Here is a 15,703-nt window from a genome sequence, read left to right on the forward strand (position 1 = left end):
TTCTTCAGTTGAACACGCGTTCCAGCGTCGCCGGGATCAGCGCGTCGTTGGCCTGGCGGATGGCGACGTGGCGAGATTTCAGTGCTGCAATCTTGGCTTGCAGGGTATCGAAGCGACGCTGTACTGCACGAGATGGGATGGGCACCTGAATAACCATCAGCTTCTCGAGACCTAGTGTTCGGTTCCGGCCAGCTCCGCCCGGTGATGCCTCGCCAATCTTTTCCAGGCCGGCATCGGTCAGGAAGTAGTAGCGGAGAAACTCCGCCGAGATGGTATCAGGATCAACGCGACAGGTGATGAATCGATGTGAGCCGAAACGGCCCGCGTCCCCCGGCTGAGCAACGGCAATCGCACCTTCCCAAGCGAACACGTTGGAGAAAAGTAAGTCACCGGGTTCGATACTGAACAGCCGCTTGGTGCCCACGTCGGCGCCGGTAAGCGGTGGTTTGTGAAACGTGCCTTTGCCAAAAGAGCGGATACCCAACTCCGGATAGCTGCCTTCAAGTTCGATGGCCACTTCCCTGCGCACCAGCGGTGCCACTTCCGCCATCGGCCGCAAGGGTGCATTGGCGATGGCATCACGGAAGCTCACAGCCAGGAGCCGGTCAGCATCGCGCTCGATGGCGCCGAGGTGTTCGTTCACCTGCCGTGCCTTGTCGGCCAGCGTGTCGAGGCGGCTGACGATGGCTTGTTGTTCGGCGAGCGGTGGCAGGCTGACTTCCATACGGAGGAATGCATCTTCCTGGAGATATCGCCGGTTTGTGGTTCCATCGCTCCCACGTACACATGCGTCAACAAATGCCGGACTTCGAGACAGGTACCTGAAAAACGACGGGGCAACACGATCTAGATCGAAGTCGAAGACCCAGAAGTTTCCAGTTACGATAGCTTTGTCGCACTCTTGAGGAATTACTCCAAAAGCCCCGTTTCGTGCGTCAATTTTTGAAAGAACAAACTGGCCGGTTCGCGCGATAAATTGACGCTTTGTTCCGATCTCCGAACCCAAGGCTCTATCTCGAAGCAACACGCCATTTCCATTCATGCGAATGGTCACTCGGCTGTAGGTCGTTAGGTCATCAATCGCGATATCGTCCTTCACGCGAGTGAGCAACTGCCCGAACGGAATGCTCTGCCACTGCCTCATCCCTGCACCTCGGCTACCAGCGCTTCGATCTCGCTGAGCAGGCGCAGCACGTCCTCTTCCCCGGCGCGCATGGCGGCCACCAGATCCTTCGGATCGGCATGTTCCAGCCCTTCGGCGGCGTGCGGATTCTTCAGGTCCAGGTTGTAGATCGGCCAGTAGAACGCGTCGCCCTCGGCCTGCGCGGCCTTGGCGGCGGCTTCATGGGCTTGCTGGCGGGTTTTCAGCTCGCGCAACTGCGCGTGCAGCGCGGCCTTGTCGCCAATGGCGGCGTTGCTGATGGTCTGCTCCAGCTCACGGAGCGGTTTGCCCAGTGCCAGCGCACTGGCGCGTTCGGCCTCGGCCCGTTGCCAGTTTGGCGTCGCGGTCTCGATGGCAGTGGCGCGTCTGGCAGCGAAGTCCACGCGCCAGGCCTGCGGGCTTTCCTCGCGCATGTTCCACCAGTCGATCACCGGTGGGACCGCCGCGCTGGAAGAACAGCAGGTTGGCCGGGATGTCGGTGTAGGGTGCGAACACGCCCTGCGGCAGGCGCACGATGGTGTGCAGCCGGAACTCCTTGAGCATCTCCTCCTTGATGGCGGCGCTGATGCCATCGCCGAACAGGGTGCCGTTGGGCACCACCACGGCCGCGCGGCCTCCCTGCTCGGTACCGTGCCCGGCGTAGCGCAGCTTGCGCATGATGTATTGCAGGAACAGCAGCGCGGTTTCCGCCGTCTGCATGTTGGCCGGGAAGTTGGCTTTGATGCCGGCTTCCTCCTCGCCGCCAAAAGGCGGGTTGGTGAGGATCACGTCCACCCGCTCGCTGTGGCCGATCTCGGTGATGCGCCGCTCCAGCGTATTGCCGTAGGCGATCTGCGGCGCTTCCAGTCCGTGTAGCAACAGGTTCATCTGCGCCAGCATGTAGGGCAGCGGCTTGGCCTCCTGGCCGAACAGGGTGTCGCGCTGCAGGGTGCGGCGCTGGTCCGGGTTTGTCACTTGTTCGGCAATGTGGTCGTAGGCCTCCACCAGAAAGCCACCGGTGCCACAGGCAGGATCGAGCACGGTTTCGCCAAGCCGTGGATCGCTCACCTGCACCATGAAGCGCACCACCGGGCGTGGGGTGTAGAACTCGCCCGAGTCGCCGGCGGCGTCGCGCATCTCGCGCAGCATGGATTCGTACAGATGCGAGAGGGTGTGAATCTCCTCGCTACTGCTGAAGTGGATGCCGTTGATCTTGTTGATGATGTCGCGCAGCAGGTAGCCGCTGACCATGCGGTTCTGCACGCGGCGAAACACGTTGGCAATGACCTCGCGCTGGCTGCCTTTCTCGCCACTGCCGGCCAGCCCGCGCAGATATGCGAACAGGCCCGCACCGCGTGAGCCGTCTGCGCGGTGACATTCGTCCTGGTTGATGAAGGCCAGCAGTTCGTCGCCCGTCAGCCAATCCTCGCGTGCGGCCCAGTCACGCCAGCGGTATGGCGTTTCGATAATGGGGTGGTAGGGCTTGCCATCGAGCTCGGCTTCCTCCTCGTGGACGACTTCGAGATCGTCGAGGAACTTGAGGAACATCACCCAGGTGAGCAGCGGCAGGCGGTCGACGTCGCCGTTGAGCCCCTTGTCCTTGCGCAGAATATTGCGGGCGCTGCCAATCAGCGCCGACAGGTTGTCGCGCGTGGTCAGCGGCGGCTTGGCGCGTTTGGTTCTTGGTTTTTTTTCGGTTGCGGCCATTCAGGAGATTCTCGTCATTGGTAAAGGGCCGTCTGCAGGCGCGAGACGGCTTCCTTGAAAGGTTTGATGCCGCCGAAATGCTGGGTGGCGATTTCGGAGGGGCTGCCGAAGCGGTCAAAAGGTTGAACCTTCATCAGCTCGGACAGGGTGCTGAACTGGATGATGCCGCGCTCGATGTACTTGTCGAGCAGCAGCGTGAGGATTTCGCGGGCCGATTCGCCGTATTGGCCGAACAGGTCTTGTGCCGCCTTCCTGGCCTGCTCGGCGCGCTGACGGCGGGTGAGTAATGGCGCGTTCCAGGCCAGATGGCACAACAGGTCGAAGGGGTCGGCGTCGGGCTGGTCGGCGCTGGCAGCCAGTTCCTCGAAGCTGATGCCGCGCTCGGTAAGTTCGCGCAGTACATCGGCGCGGGTGTCGGGGTTGGCCCAGGCTGATTGCAGCGCATCGCGGGTTGGGTACAGGGTGCGCACGGTGCGGCCCGAGTATTCTGTGTACTTGACCACCTGGAGCTTCTTGCCGTCGGTATCGAGGTCGTAGACCAGATGGCCGATCACCTCGACGTCGCCGCCATCGACGTAGAACTTACGCGGTTCTTCAGGCGGCTCGGTCAGGATTTCACCCTGGCCTTCGTCGGTTTCAGTAGTGTCGACGGCGTAGTCGGCCGGCGGTTCTTCAACACCGGGCGGCGTTTCGACGACGGTATCGACGGTTTCACCGGCATCGTCGATGGTCACTTCCTCGATGCGCGCAGGATCGCCATCGAAATCTGGATCGGCGAAGTGTCGGGTGGCGGTGCCGGTGAAGTCGATGATGTTGAAGTATTCCTTGCCGTAATCGACCTTCAGCCGCGTGCCGCGCCCGATGATTTGCTTGAACTCGGAACGGGAGCCGACCACGCGCGCCAGCACCACATTCTTGACCATCTCGGCGTCGACGCCGGTGGTCAGCAATTGCGAGGTGGTCAGGATCACCGGCGTGAGTTTGTCCACGTCCTGAAAGTGCGCGAGGTGGGTGAGGCCAATGGCGCCTTCGTCGGCGGTCACGCGGCAGACGTAGTCGGGGTATTGCTTGACCAGATCGCTGTTGAGGTTGACCAATTCCTGGCGTATTTCGGCAGCGTGTTCCTGGTCGACACAGAACACGATGGTCTTGGCGAAGCGGTCGGTGCCCTTGAGGAAGTCTGCAAGGTGCTTGGCAATTGCCTTGGTGCGCGCACGCAGGGCGATCACGCGCTCGAAGTCCTTGGTCTGGTATTCGTCGTCCGGCACGGGTCGGCCGAAGCGGTCGAGTTCGTCCTTGGACGGGCGCCAGCCGGCGGCATCCACGGTGGTGATGACGCGGTGCACGCGATAGGGCGCGAGAAAGCCATCCTCGATGCCCTGGCGCAGACTGTAGGTGTAGACCGGATTACCAAAATACTCGTAGCTGTCGCGGGCCTCCTCGCGCAGTGGCGTGGCCGTCATGCCGAATTGCACGGCGGGGGCAAAGTAGTCGAGTACCGCGCGCCAGTTGCTGTCATTGCGGCTGGAGCCACGATGACATTCGTCGATGATGATCAGATCGAAGAAGTCCGGTCGGTATTGGCGAAACACCTCTTCGTTGGCGGTGGACAGTGCCTGATAGATGCCGAAGTACATGTCCCGACTCTGGCTCACATCGCCACCGGCAATCTTGTGGCGGGCGTCTCCGAACGGCGCGAACATCTTGGCCATCGGGTCATCGACCAGGATATTGCGGTCGGCCAGGAACAGGATTTTCGGGCGGCGGTATTCGCCGGTGCGATTCCAGCGGCTGTTCCACAGCTTCCAGCAGAGCTGAAACGCCACGCAGGTCTTGCCGGTGCCTGTGGCCAGGGTCGCGAGGATGCGCTTCTGACCCAGCATGATGGCCTCGACCACGCGGTTGATCGTAATCTGCTGGTAGTAGCGCGGCACCTTGCCGGAGACCAGGTTGAACGGTTCGAGCAAGTGGGGCGTGGCGGGAGCGGGCAGCGCTGTCGCGGCTGTCAGACGCTGCCAGAGTTCGGCCGGTGTGGCGAAGCGGTCCACCTCGCGCTCGATGCCGGTGGTGTAGTCGATCTCGATGATGCGGTGGCCGTTGGTGGCGCGAACTTCAGGCCGAGGATCTCGGCATACTCTTTGGCCTGTTGCACTCCGGTTTCTGCCGGCAGCCCAAGCTCCTTCGCTTCCACGACGGCCAGTGGGTAATCCCGCCGGTAGTACAGCAGGTAGTCGGCACGCTTCTGCTTGCCACGGCGCACACGGCCGCCGGCGACGATGATGCGGCCGTTGGTAAAGGTGCGCTGCTCGCCGATCACGTGCGGAGCGCTGCCCCATCCAGCATCAACCAGCTTTGGCGTGACGAGCTCCCGGCAGGTATCCGCCTCGGTCATGATCTGTGTCGTTGCCGTCATCGAGGCCACCTGTTCTGATCTTCAGTCATCCCCTCTACGGCATGGCGAAGAGGTGCGTTTGGCGCATTGCTTTGGCTCAGAGATCTGTGGTGAGCCAAAATACAAGTCGCGCCAGGACAAAGGGTTACAGCAATTTTTTCGCCTTTTTGCACGACAGCTTGGCGCAAGTCGGGCAGATAGGCCCCGGTTTGAGCCAAATTACGTGAGGCGATAGCGTGTGCCACTGCGCACTCCCTCCTGAGATAGCTTGCCTTCTTTCACCAGTTGCTCGACCGCACGCCGCACCCGGGAGCGGGGGATTTCAATGCCCACCCGCTGGTGAATGTCGCCAATCTTGGTGCCAGGGTAGCGGCCCACGTCTTCGACGATCAGCGCCAACAGGCGATGTGACTCGATGCGCTTGAGCGTGGTGCCGCCAACAAAATTGAGGGTGCGCAGCAGGCCCGGATCGACAAAGTAGCGCGTGGCCTGCGTGCGCCCTGCACTCTGGACCAGTCCCCATTCCAGCAGCCGCTTGAGCCACGGCTGCAGCGCCTCGACCGCAGGCAGCTCCAGTACGGTGGCCAGTTCGCGGGCAGTCATGGCGTCGTGCTGGGCCAGCAGGCCCAAGGAGATACGCTCGCGCTGGGTGAGATGGTAGGTCTGGTCCGCCTTGGCGATGAAGTCGATGACTTCCGGCTTAAGGATACGACGGCGCACCGTCACCTGCACGCGGTCGTGGGTTTCGATCAGATCCGGCGCAGGGCGGCCTTGCGACAGCAGCACTTCAAAGATCTTGTCGAAGCCACTGCCCTCGCGTTCCATCAGCTTCAGGTCGTGGAACAGGCGAGCCAGGTGTTCGTTGCGGCGCACGGTGGTATGCAACACGTTCTGCGGCGTGACGCCCAGTGGCAGCGGGCCGGGGTTGACCACTTCCAATCGGTCCGGGTGCAGATTCAGGAAGATGTCGCCGCGCTGGGTGTAGGGGCGATGGACCAGCGCGTTGACCAAGAGCTCGCGCACCACGATTTCATCGAAGGCTGGCACGTTCTGCCGATACAGGCCATCGGGCAGTTCGTAGCGCTCGCGGAAGTCGGGCACTTCCAGCCAGACCGCCTCAATCAGATCCATCGGGCTTTGCGTGTGGTCGTCCCACACCAGCTTGTTGACCTTCTGGCCGTGCTCGTCGTACTTGATGAACTGAATGACCGGTGAAGTGGTCAGTTGGGCGCGGTGATGCTGGCGGCCAAGGCAGAGCACGCCCAAGTTGGTGAGATCGTGCCCCTGCGCGAGTTGATAGTGATCGAGCACCTCATCGTCGGTCTTTTCCTTGACCGATGCCTTGACGCGGTCGGAGGCGCGCAAGGCCTGCAGCAGCTTGTTGCGCTTGGCGGCATCCGCCTCAACGCGCGGAATATGCAGGGTGGTCTGCGTTTCCCACGGCAGCGCGGAACGCTCGCTGGCCAGCCGCATCACGTCATCGCCCGTGACGGGCTTGCTTTGATCAGCCACGCGCAGAAAGTAGCGGCCGTCGGTGGTGGATGCCACAGCCAGGGCGCGAGGAATGCGCAACTCGATGTACTGACCGCCATTCGGGGCCGTGACAACATCGGGCAGCACAGCAACGTTGACGGTGCGCTCGGCCAGCTTGCGCCGAAGGGTGTCGGGCAGGTCGGCGGGGATGTGCTGACCGGCTGGCGGCGCATCGTGTCCATCCTCGACGCCCAGCAGCAGACGACCGCCCGTTGCATTAGCGAAGGCAATGCAATCCTTGGCGATTTCGTTCCAGTCTGCCGTCTTGCCGGTCACTGCCCGCAAGGACTTCTGGTCGAGGAGTTGTCCCTCCTGACTCACGCGATCCTTCCCCTGCTGTGCTTCATTTTTGTTCGCTCCCGCTCTCCGTCTCGTCGTCGGCGCCGCCTGCGCGCACCCATTCATCGACTTCGGACAGGTGGGATTTCCACAGCCGGCCGATCTTGTGCGCGGGCAGTCCTTTGCGCTCGCGCCAGCGGTAAACGGTGTCCTTTACGACGCCCAGATGCCGGGCGACATCGATTGCAGTGACCCACGGTTCGGAGTTCATGGCATTGGCGCTCAGCTTGTGGCCTCAAAGTCGTTCAAAATCGTCACGAGCCTACCAGAGTGTAGCTATGGTGGCCATCATCACTCCTTCGGTGGCCTCCACATTTTGGATGGCATCACTGCGCGCGCAGCGTGTCTAGTATCTGGAGGCCCTCAGGCGGCGCACGCCGTGCGTAGCCCATCTGGTGGGTGGCTGATTTGCCGGTTTCCGGCGACGAATCGCTCGCAAACTCTCGTCAGCATTGAATTTCCATCCCTGGCAGTTTTTGTGCACTCGGGGTGCAAACCTGCAAACCCGGTACGCACTTCGGTTCGCAGCGTCGCTCCTCCAGAACATCCCGCACACGTCAGCGCTGACGCTGCATTCCACCCCATGGCCCGCGGCACCGGGTGGGAACCGCAAACCCTGCAAACCTTGTTTTTGTGGCAGTCGGTAGCGAAATGCTGCGCTCGCGCCCCCCCGCATTGGAATATCGCCAGGAAGGCCCCCTTTCGCATGGGGCATCTGTGTATGCGCCGACCATAACAATAAACCATCACCACCTTCACAAACTTCACAAGCGTCGGCCCGGTTTGACGGTGGTGATGGTTGTGACGATGCTTCCTCTCTGCTTGGCCCGCAGCACGCACCATACTGACGAATCTGTATCGCGCCGATGTTCGACCCCGTTGTCCTAACAACTTTGCAGCAGACCTCGTTCGGCACGGCGTGCGTGAGCAATTCATCCTGGAATCTAAGCTCGCCGTCCAGGTCTGCAAGTGACGTAGGTATCTCGTCCGGAAAAACCTACACCACGCCTACATGAATCCAAGAAAGCAAAAAGCCCCGCCGGTTGGCGAGGCTAAGTGCTTGAATCTATTGGTGCCGGCTGCAGGACTCGAACCCGCCACCCCCTGATTACAAATCAGGTGCTCTACCGGATGAGCTAAGCCGGCACTTGAAGAGAGACGCGATTATACGCGATTGATGCTATTTGATGCGCGTGAGTGTTGGACGCCCACCACCTGGCCGCGGTGGTTGCGGCGTGTCGTCACCGCCCTCGCCTGGCTTGCGGTCCGGGACTGCGCTGAGCGCGGGCTCTGCAGCCGGGGCATCCTGGTCCTGCGCCACCTCGGCCTCGCCGGGTTTCGTCTGTTCGAACGCCATGCCCTGCCCGTTCTCACGGGCGTAAATAGCAAGTACATTGTCGACCGGAACGATCAGGTCGCGGGCGTGGCCGGAGAAGCGTGCGTTGAAGTAGATATAGTCGTTCTCCATCTTCAGCCCCTTGGTGGCAGTGAAGCTGATGTTGAGCACGATCTCGCCGTTCTTCACGTGTTCCATCGGAACCACGGTGCGGCCATCGACAGCGACCGCAAGGTAGGGCGTAAATCCGTTGTCGGTGCACCATTCGTAAATGGCACGCAATAAGTAGGGCTTGGTCGAAGTCGCCGCCATGTGCGCCTCCAGGGAAAATTGGCCCGCAGATGCGGGCCAGGTCAGGCTTGATTTAACGACGCATCACTTTTTCGGATGGCGTCAGCGCTTCAATGTAGGCCGGACGGGAGAAGATGCGTTCAGCATACTTCATCAGCGGCGCTGCAGTCTTGGACAGTTCGATGCCGTAGTGGTCGAGTCGCCACAGCAAAGGAGCGATTGCCACGTCCAGCATCGAGAACTCGTCGCCGAGCATGTACTTGTTCTTGATGAACAGCGGCGCCAGCGTGGTGAGGCGATCGCGGATTTCCGCGCGCGCCTTGTCGTGCACTTTCTCGGCGCCCTTGGACTTGTCGTTCTCCAGGGTGTGGACGTGAACGAACAGTTCCTTCTCGAAATTGAACAGCATCAGCCGGGCACGTGCCCGCATCAGCGGATCCGCTGGCATCAGTTGCGGATGCGGGAAGCGCTCGTCGATGTATTCGTTGATGATGTTCGACTCGTACAGGACGAGGTCGCGCTCGACCAGGATGGGTACCTGGCCGTACGGATTCATCGTCGAGATGTCTTCCGGCTTGTTGAACAGGTCAACATCGCGCACCTCGAAGTCCATGCCTTTTTCGAACAGGACCAGGCGGCAGCGCTGGGAGAATGGGCAGGTCGTGCCCGAATACAAAACCATCATGTTCGCAGTCCTCAGAAACAAAGAGGGTGAGACCGCTAAACGGCTCACCCTGTTAACCCGGCCCTTCAGGGACGTGTAATTTTTTGACTACTTGACTTCTTTCCAATACGACGCGGAGAGTCTCCACGCCAGAACCATCAGCAAGCTCAGGAACAGCAGGACGATTACGCCCAGTTGCTTGCGCTTTGTCGCGCCGGGCTCAGCCATCCAGCTCAGGTAGGACACCAGGTCCGCAACCGCCGTATCGTATTCGAGGGTGGTCATCTTGCCTGGGGTGACCTGCTCGAAGCCGGCGAAGGCATGCACGGTCTTCTTGGGATCGTGCGGATCTTTTGCATCCACGAATTTCGCGGTGCGCACACCCTGCAACTCCCACAGTGCGTGCGGCATGCCGACGCTCGGGAACACCATGTTGTTCCAGCCGGTAGGCTTGGTGTCATCACGGTAGTAGGTGCGCAGGTAGGTGTAGATCCAGTCTGCGCCGGAACCGTCAGCCGAAGACCTGGCCCGCGTGATCACGGACAGGTCCGGCGGCACTGCGCCGAACCAGGTCTTGGCATCGGCCGGCGACATTGACGTCTTCATCAGGTCGCCAACTTTGTCCGATGTGAACAGCAGGTTGTTCTTGATCTGGTCTTCGGTCAGGCCAATGTCGCGCAGGCGGTTGTAACGCATCGACGCAGCAGAGTGGCAGTTCAGGCAGTAGTTCACGAACAGCTTGGCGCCGTTCTGAAGCGATGCCAGGTCATGCCGCTCCGGTGCACGATCCAGTGGAAAGCCGCCTGCGCTGGCAAACACCAGCGTCGGAAGCAGGGCAGCAGCCGCGATCAGTTTTTTCAGCAATTTCATTCTTGTCTTCCTTTGCGGCTTAGTGCGGATGGAACGTGACACGGCTCGGGACGGGCTTGAACTTGCCCATCGCGCTCCACCACGGCATCAGCAGGAAGAAACCGAAGTAGATGAACGTGCTGATCTGCGCCACCAGCGTGCGGGTTTCGGTCGGCGGCATCACGCCCAGGTAGCCCAGCGCCAGGAATGCAATCCCGAACAGGATGTAGACATACTTGTGCCAGGACGGACGGTAACGCATCGATTTCACCTCCGACTGGTCAAGCCAGGGCAGGCCGGCCATGATCAGCACCGATACGCCCATCAGAACCACACCCCAGAACTTGGCGTCGAGCACCAGCATGCCGAGGACGGCGACCAGTGACACCGCAGCGATCGCGACCTTGGTCTTGAACGAAAGACGCGATTTGAGCCAGATCAGGGCGACATAGCCAAGCACACCGATGATCAGCGCCCACATGAACTGCGACGTGGTGGCACGCAGGATCGAGTAGAACGGCGTGAAGTACCAGACCGGCGCGATGTGCAGCGGGGTCTTCAGCGGATCGGCCGGCAGGAAGTTGTTGTACTCGAGGAAATAGCCGCCCATTTCCGGCGCGAAGAACACGACTGCGCTGAAAATGACCAGGAAGATCGTGACGCCGAACACATCGTGTACGGAGTAGTACGGATGCGAAGGAATCGAGTCGAGCGGATGGCCGTCCGGACCCAGCGTATCTTTTACCTCGATGCCGTCGGGGTTGTTCGAACCCACTTCGTGCAACGCGATCAGATGGGCAGCAACGAGGCCGATCAGCACCAGCGGAATCGCGATCACGTGGAACGCGAAGAAGCGGTTCAGCGTGGCGTCGGACACGACGTAGTCACCGCGAATCCACAGCGACAGGTCAGGACCGATGAGCGGAATGGCGCCGAACAGGTTAACGATAACCTGCGCACCCCAGTAAGACATCTGGCCCCACGGCAGCAGGTAGCCGAAGAATGCCTCGGCCATCAGCATCAGGAAAATCCCGACGCCGAACAGCCAGATCAGTTCACGCGGCTTGCGGTATGAACCGTACAGCAGCGCACGGGTCATGTGCAGATAGACAACGATGAAGAATGCCGAGGCGCCGGTGGAGTGCATGTAGCGCACCAGCCAGCCCCATGGCACGTCGCGCATGATGTACTCGACCGAGGCGAACGCGAGGGCGGCGTCCGGCTTGTAGTGCATCACCAGGAAAATGCCGGTGACGATCTGGATCACCAGGACCAGCATGGCCAGCGAACCGAAGATGTACCACCAGTTGAAGTTCTTGGGCGCGTAGTACTGGCCCCACTGGTCGTTCCACAGCTTGGTGAGCGGGAAGCGGGCGTCAACCCAGTTCAGCGCCTTGGCGGCGGCTGGTGCGTCGTCAGGTAGTTTTTTTTCTACGAATGCCATCGTCAAGCCTCGCCTTTCTCGTCCTTGCCGATCACCAGTTTGGTGTCGCCAACATACATGTGGCGCGGCACTTGCAGATTGTCCGGCGCCGGTTTGTTCTTGTACACGCGACCGGCGAGGTCGAATGTCGAGCCATGGCAGGGGCACAGGAAGCCGCCTTCCCAATCATCGGGAAGCGAAGGCTGGGCGCCCGGCTGGAGCTTGGTCGTTGGCGAGCAACCCAGGTGGGAGCAGATGCCGACGGCGACCAGGTAGTCCGGCTTGATGGAGCGGTATTCATTGCGCGCATAGGGCGGCGTCAGATCGTCCGGGTTACGCTCGGACTTGGGATCGGCCACTTGCGGGTCGGTCTTCTTCAGCGTCGCCACCATTTCGGGGGAGCGGCGAAGGATCCATACCGGCTTGCCCCGCCATTCGACGGTTTTCATCTCGCCCGGCTGCATGCCGGCGATGTCCACCTCGACCGGCGCGCCAGCTGCCTTTGCACGTTCGGACGGCTGGAAGGTCGAAACAAATGCACCTGCCGTGGCCAATCCAGCCACACCGCCCGCCGCGCAGGTAGCGGCGAGCAAGCCTCGCCGACCTGAGTCGACCTGCTTTTCGTTACTCATACCAACCCCAAAAAGTGAATGCGAAATCTGTATAAAGCTAATAGCAACCCTAGATTATAGCCGAGCGTGTGGCTTTTTTTAAAGCAAAACGACGTACTTTGGGGCTTGGGGGAACTCGGGAACGGGTGTTATCGTTGTCGCGGGGCAATGCTGCTTCACAAAAAAACACCATTCAAACAGGGAAAACAGGAAAAAACCATGAGCATGATGAAGGAATTCAAGGCCTTTGCCATCAGGGGCAATGTGATCGACCTGGCCGTTGGCGTCATTATCGGTGCCGCATTCGGAAAGATCGTCGAGTCACTGGTCCAGGACGTCATCATGCCGGTGGTCGGCAGCGTGATCGGCGGACTCGATTTCAGCAACTACTTCATCCCGCTGAACGGCCAGTCATGGACCCTTACCCTGGTAGAAGCAAAGAAGGCCGGCGCCGTGCTCGCCTACGGCAGCTTCATCACCATCATGCTGAATTTCCTGATCATGGCATTCATCATTTTCCAGATGGTGCGACTGATCAACCGCGCCCGGCGCAATGAGCCGGAAGTCACACCGGCGCCGGCACCGCCGCCACCGCCAAATGAGGAAGTGATGCTGCTGCGCGAAATCCGCGACTCGCTCAAGCAAGCCGAGCTCAATACCTGAGCTACTTGCGCAGCTTGGGCAGGTTCATGCGCAGCAGCCCGCGTCGCTGCGCTTCGTACACGGCTTCGCCACGCGAGTGAACCGACAGCTTGCCGTAGATATTCTTCACATGCGTCTGCACTGTGCCAACTGACAGGCACAGTGCGACCGCCACTTCACCGTAACTGTCCCCGCGTGCGATCAGCTCCAGTATTGATGCTTCGCGATTGGTCAGCAGCCCGGGGTTGCGGCGGTCGACTGCTGGCCTTGCCGGAACAACGCCACGCATGCGCGCCAGTACCTTGCGGGCAATGATCGGACTGATCGGAGAGCCGCCGGCGTGCAGGTCCAGCAAGGCCTGCACGATATCGGTACGGCCGGCATCCTTGAGGACGTAGCCCGAAGCGCCAGCCTCGATGCAAGACAGTATCTCGTCCTCGTCGCTGGACATGCTGATGACCATGATGCTTGTGTCGGGGGTATAACGGGCGCAGGCACGTATCACTTCAACCCCCGACCCGTCAGGCAGGCCGAGGTCGGTCAGCAGCAGATCCGGCTGGTTGCTGGCCAGCCAGGCAATGGCCGACCGCGCGCGATCGAACGCGGCGATCAGGGCGAAGGCAGGCTCGGATTCGATTGCCAGTGACAACAGGCTGCGCGTTACCGCGTCATCCTCGACGATGGCAACACTGATGCGCGGCGGCGGTACTGCTTCTTGCCCCATATGATTTCCCGATGAGCTTTGACCGGCGCGATATTAACATATTGACAATCATGTAAGCATTGCCAAATTGGCATCGGTCTCTGCTCGATCTTGTCAACTCACACCGGATTGGGAATATCGATGAAACGGTGCTCCATGCCAAACACATCGGCCAGGTGCTGCCCGAGCGCCTGCACACCATATCGTTCTGTAGCATGGTGGCCGCAAGCCAGGTAAGCAATGCCGCTTTCGCGGGCCAGATGGACGGTCGGCTCGGAAATTTCGCCACTCAGGTAAGTACCTGCACCAGCCGCTGCGGCGTCGCCGAGATATCCCTGCGCAGCACCGGTGCACCATCCTACCGGGCCAAGCGGCGCTGCACGGTCGCCTATTACCAGTGGCTCGCGGCCAAGTACTGCGGCGATCTTGTCAGCCAGTTGCCCGACGGTCCGGATCGCATCATCCGCAGGCTGTCCCAGCCAGCCGATGCCGTCCTCGCCAAAACGGGATGCCGGCAGCAAGCCCAGCTGGCGCGCGAGCTGGGCGTTGTTGCCCATCTGTTCATGCATGTCCAGCGGCAAATGGTAGGCGAACAGGTTGATGTCATTAGCCAGCAATACTTTCAGCCTGCCATGCTTCTGCCCGACCACGCGGCCATCCTCGCCGCGCCAGAAATAGCCGTGGTGCACCAGCACCGCGTCGGCGCCGGCCTCGACCGCCTGTTCAAGCAGGGCCAGACTGGCAGTCACTCCCGTGACAAGCCGCCGGATCCTGTCCCGCCCTTGCACCTGCAAGCCGTTTGGGCAATAGTCCCGAAAGCGGTTAATATCCAGCGTCAGTGCTAGATATTTCTCCATCTCGTCCCTATCTACGCCTTCGTTCATAACTTCCTTTCGACTATCCGGTTCATGCGACGTATCTGGCTGCTGTTTGCGCAAACTGTCACAGTTCTGCTGGCGCTCTGGTTCATTGTAGCGACCCTCAAGCCTGAATGGCTTGCTGGCGGCCCGCGACCGGGCGCCCCACAGGTTTCGTCCTCGGTCGTGCCGCTCCAGGAATCGACGGCCGGGCCGGCCTTACAGTCGTCCTACCGCGAAGCCGCCCGGCGATCCATGCCAGCGGTGGTGAACATCTACACCTCCAAGACGGCACGGCAGGTCCCGAATCCGTTCATGGACGACCCGTTCTTCCGGCGCTTCTTCGGCGACCGCTTGCCGGAACAGGAAAAGCAGGTGAGCCTGGGCAGCGGCGTCATCGTCAGCCCCGACGGCTTTGTGCTGACCAATAATCACGTGGTCGAAGCGGCGGACGAGATCGAGGTCGCGCTGTCAGACGGACGCAAGGCAGCCGCCAAGCTGGTCGGCACCGACCCCGAAACCGATCTCGCGGTCATCAAGGTCAACCTCAAGGATCTGCCCGCCATCACGCTGGGCAACCTGGACCAGACCCGCGTCGGCGATGTGGTCCTGGCGATCGGCAATCCGTTCGGCGTCGGCCAGACCGTCACCATGGGCATCGTGTCTGCGCTTGGCCGCAGCCACTTGGGAATCAACACCTTCGAGAACTTCATCCAGACAGATGCCGCCATCAACCCGGGCAATTCGGGCGGCGCGCTGATTGACACCAACGGCAACCTGCTCGGCATCAATACCGCCATCTATTCGCGCAGCGGGGGCTCGCTCGGCATCGGATTTGCGATACCGGTGACGACGGTGAAAACCGTCATGGAGTCGATCATCAAGACTGGCCGGGTGGTACGCGGCTGGATCGGGGTGGAGCCGCAGGACATCACGCCCGAACTGGCGGAAAGTTTCGGCTTGGGCAATCGATCGGGGACGATCGTGGCCGGCGTGCTCAAGGGCGGCCCGGCGGACCGCGCCGGAATGCGGCCGGGCGACATACTGACCGCAATCGACGGCAAGCAGATCAGGAACACCACCGAGATGCTGAATTCCATTGCACAGCTGACACCCGGCAACCGGGCAAAGCTCACCGTGCTGCGGCGAAACGAGCAGACGACGCTGGACGTGACGGTCGGCACGCGGCCGCGCAAGAAACCCGAGACCGAATAG

General features: G+C 61.0%; 14 protein-coding genes, 1 tRNA gene and 1 pseudogene. 2 read left to right on the top strand and 14 right to left on the bottom strand.

Annotation, left to right across the window (positions count from 1 at the left end; genetic code table 11):
• Positions 1 to 4 precede the first annotated feature (4 nt).
• The 12 genes and pseudogenes from FVE66_RS17385 to petA form a co-directional block, all read right to left on the bottom strand.
• Complete coding sequence (locus FVE66_RS17385) at positions 5 to 1,144, bottom strand: restriction endonuclease subunit S (RefSeq protein WP_151448732.1); 1,140 nt, start codon at positions 1,142 to 1,144, stop codon at positions 5 to 7.
• Positions 1,141 to 1,545 carry a hypothetical protein gene (locus FVE66_RS20550; RefSeq protein WP_241673259.1) on the bottom strand — a complete coding sequence of 135 codons (405 nt, stop codon included), beginning with the start codon at positions 1,543 to 1,545 and terminating at the stop codon, positions 1,141 to 1,143. The genes FVE66_RS17385 and FVE66_RS20550 overlap by 4 nt, the downstream gene beginning before the upstream one ends.
• Positions 1,436 to 2,848, bottom strand: coding sequence for a type I restriction-modification system subunit M (locus FVE66_RS17390; protein ID WP_241673260.1), 1,413 nt, complete (start codon positions 2,846 to 2,848; stop codon positions 1,436 to 1,438). Before FVE66_RS17390 ends, FVE66_RS20550 begins: the two co-directional genes overlap by 110 nt.
• Positions 2,849 to 2,862: 14 nt before the next feature.
• Positions 2,863 to 5,243: pseudogene (gene hsdR / locus FVE66_RS17395) on the bottom strand (EcoAI/FtnUII family type I restriction enzme subunit R).
• A 216-nt stretch (positions 5,244 to 5,459) separates the two neighbouring features.
• Entirely contained in the window at positions 5,460 to 7,049 is a 1,590-nt protein-coding gene (locus tag FVE66_RS17400; RefSeq protein WP_241673263.1) for an ATP-binding protein, read from the bottom strand.
• A 67-nt stretch (positions 7,050 to 7,116) separates the two neighbouring features.
• Entirely contained in the window at positions 7,117 to 7,323 is a 207-nt protein-coding gene (locus FVE66_RS17405) for a helix-turn-helix domain-containing protein (protein WP_151448734.1), read from the bottom strand.
• A gap of 859 nt (positions 7,324 to 8,182) precedes the next feature.
• Positions 8,183 to 8,258: transfer RNA gene (locus FVE66_RS17410), tRNA-Thr, on the bottom strand.
• Positions 8,259 to 8,292: 34 nt separating this feature from the next.
• Positions 8,293 to 8,760 carry a ClpXP protease specificity-enhancing factor gene (locus FVE66_RS17415; protein WP_151448735.1) on the bottom strand — a complete coding sequence of 156 codons (468 nt, stop codon included), beginning with the start codon at positions 8,758 to 8,760 and terminating at the stop codon, positions 8,293 to 8,295.
• Positions 8,761 to 8,812: 52 nt separating this feature from the next.
• Positions 8,813 to 9,424 (bottom strand): glutathione S-transferase N-terminal domain-containing protein, encoded by a 612-nt coding sequence (locus FVE66_RS17420; protein ID WP_151448736.1) that lies wholly within the window; start codon positions 9,422 to 9,424, stop codon positions 8,813 to 8,815.
• Positions 9,425 to 9,511: 87 nt separating this feature from the next.
• Positions 9,512 to 10,273 carry a cytochrome c1 gene (locus FVE66_RS17425; protein WP_151448737.1) on the bottom strand — a complete coding sequence of 254 codons (762 nt, stop codon included), beginning with the start codon at positions 10,271 to 10,273 and terminating at the stop codon, positions 9,512 to 9,514.
• A gap of 19 nt (positions 10,274 to 10,292) precedes the next feature.
• Entirely contained in the window at positions 10,293 to 11,696 is a 1,404-nt protein-coding gene (locus FVE66_RS17430) for a cytochrome b (RefSeq protein WP_151448738.1), read from the bottom strand.
• A 2-nt stretch (positions 11,697 to 11,698) separates the two neighbouring features.
• Positions 11,699 to 12,307, bottom strand: a complete 609-nt coding sequence (gene petA / locus FVE66_RS17435; RefSeq protein WP_151448739.1) for a ubiquinol-cytochrome c reductase iron-sulfur subunit — start codon at positions 12,305 to 12,307, stop codon at positions 11,699 to 11,701.
• Positions 12,308 to 12,505: 198 nt separating this feature from the next.
• On the opposite strand from petA, the gene mscL reads away from it, so the two are divergent.
• Complete coding sequence (gene mscL / locus FVE66_RS17440; RefSeq protein WP_151448740.1) at positions 12,506 to 12,949, top strand: large conductance mechanosensitive channel protein MscL; 444 nt, start codon at positions 12,506 to 12,508, stop codon at positions 12,947 to 12,949.
• 1 nt (position 12,950) lies between these two features.
• Here mscL and FVE66_RS17445 read toward each other — a convergent pair whose 3' ends face one another.
• Both FVE66_RS17445 and FVE66_RS17450 read right to left on the bottom strand, forming a co-directional pair.
• Positions 12,951 to 13,652 (bottom strand): response regulator, encoded by a 702-nt coding sequence (locus FVE66_RS17445; RefSeq protein WP_151448741.1) that lies wholly within the window; start codon positions 13,650 to 13,652, stop codon positions 12,951 to 12,953.
• A 98-nt stretch (positions 13,653 to 13,750) separates the two neighbouring features.
• Positions 13,751 to 14,515, bottom strand: coding sequence for a Nif3-like dinuclear metal center hexameric protein (locus tag FVE66_RS17450; protein WP_151448742.1), 765 nt, complete (start codon positions 14,513 to 14,515; stop codon positions 13,751 to 13,753).
• A gap of 24 nt (positions 14,516 to 14,539) precedes the next feature.
• On the opposite strand from FVE66_RS17450, the gene FVE66_RS17455 reads away from it, so the two are divergent.
• Complete coding sequence (locus FVE66_RS17455; RefSeq protein ID WP_151448743.1) at positions 14,540 to 15,703, top strand: Do family serine endopeptidase; 1,164 nt, start codon at positions 14,540 to 14,542, stop codon at positions 15,701 to 15,703.

The sequence above is a fragment of the Lacisediminimonas profundi genome, from assembly GCF_008831265.1.
GTDB classification, from domain to species: Bacteria; Pseudomonadota; Gammaproteobacteria; order Burkholderiales; family Burkholderiaceae_D; genus Lacisediminimonas; species Lacisediminimonas profundi.